The organism is Candidatus Obscuribacterales bacterium (assembly GCA_036703605.1).
GTDB lineage: Bacteria > Cyanobacteriota > Cyanobacteriia > RECH01 > RECH01 > RECH01.
Genome location: DATNRH010000790.1, coordinates 1 through 1,081, shown reverse-complemented (window position 1 = coordinate 1,081; position 1,081 = coordinate 1). Strand labels below are relative to the sequence as shown.

The window sequence follows — 1,081 nt, the reverse complement described above, 5'->3', positions numbered from 1 at the left end:
TGGCCTGAAGGGCAATCGTGGACTCTGCTCCTGCAGCTGCAGCTTTGGCTGCTGCCTGAAGCCCTGGGATGAGCCCGTCCTTTGCCCCACTTTGAAAGCCGTCGCGAGCAGGTCTCCAGGCGTCCATCATTGTGCTTGCGTTAATCTCGCAGTTCCTACCAATCACCCACTTGGGCTCCTCCTAACTCGGTCATAGCGTCTACACCAGCAGAGAATGCCGCCGCGTAATCTCCAGGTGCATTGGCCAGGGAGGTACCGACGCGCATGAAGAAGACTGGATGTGAAATTAACTGCAAACCAGCAAAGAGGGGTCCGCTACTTCCTCCCATGGCAGAACGAACCACGCCCGAGATAGCAATGAACATGGCAGAGAGGTCGTGAGCAGGAAGATCTGTCTTGGCTAGCTCAGTTATAGCGCGCTCTAAGCTCACGCCAAGATCTCCATCTCCAACCTGGCATTAGAGAGAGAGAAAGAAGCGGGGCAACTGACCTTGGCATCCAGTTCGTTGAAAGTGGCTGCTTTCTCCTTGATGAAGCTCGGAAGTGATTTGAGGAATTCTGCGACCTTTTTGCCTTCCTCGCAGGCAGGTTTGTCCACTATTGTGGCATTTTGCTTGGGTAAGGGGTCATCAAAGGAGGCAGGTGCAGGTTTAGCAGCAATGGTTCGGGGCCATCCTGGTGCAGTCGTTTCCGCGTCGAGGAGTGTCACTTCTTCGTCTTCAACGGGGAGAACTGTAATAGAGATCCCAGCCATATCGCTGATATTAGCGCGAAGCTTACAGGGCGGTCATGAAAGGGCCCATAAACGCACGCTCTACCTCAATATTCTCTTCCGCTAGAGGTTAGAGAGCGAAAATGTGTATACTAAGAAGGTGCAAGCAACGCCCGGCAATCAGAGAGAGCTCCATCGCAGTGGTGCATCCCAAATTGTTTAGCAGTAGGGCAACTTTGCTACCTGCGCCTGAAGGTTAGCCCAGTCTCCTACCTTTCGTCATGTTCTGTAGGACTTTTTTTAGTAAGAGATCTGCCGTCTCATTTGCAGATTTGAGAGTTGTTTTCTCAATCCCTAAGTCTAAGAGAC

The 1,081-nt window shown here is 52.1% G+C and carries 2 protein-coding genes; both read right to left on the bottom strand.

What is annotated here, in order from left to right; genetic code table 11:
- Positions 1–155: 155 nt before the first annotated feature.
- Positions 156–431, bottom strand: coding sequence for a DAK2 domain-containing protein (locus tag V6D20_16435; protein ID HEY9817368.1), 276 nt, complete (start codon positions 429–431; stop codon positions 156–158).
- Positions 428–754 (bottom strand): hypothetical protein, encoded by a 327-nt coding sequence (locus V6D20_16430; protein HEY9817367.1) that lies wholly within the window; start codon positions 752–754, stop codon positions 428–430. The genes V6D20_16435 and V6D20_16430 overlap by 4 nt, the downstream gene beginning before the upstream one ends.
- Between the last annotated feature and the right edge of the window lie 327 nt (positions 755–1,081).

Coding starts and splice junctions, on each gene's coding strand:
- V6D20_16430 (HEY9817367.1), bottom strand. CDS start 754: ATGGCTGGGATCTCTATTACAGTTCTCCCCGTTGAAGACGAAGAAGTG.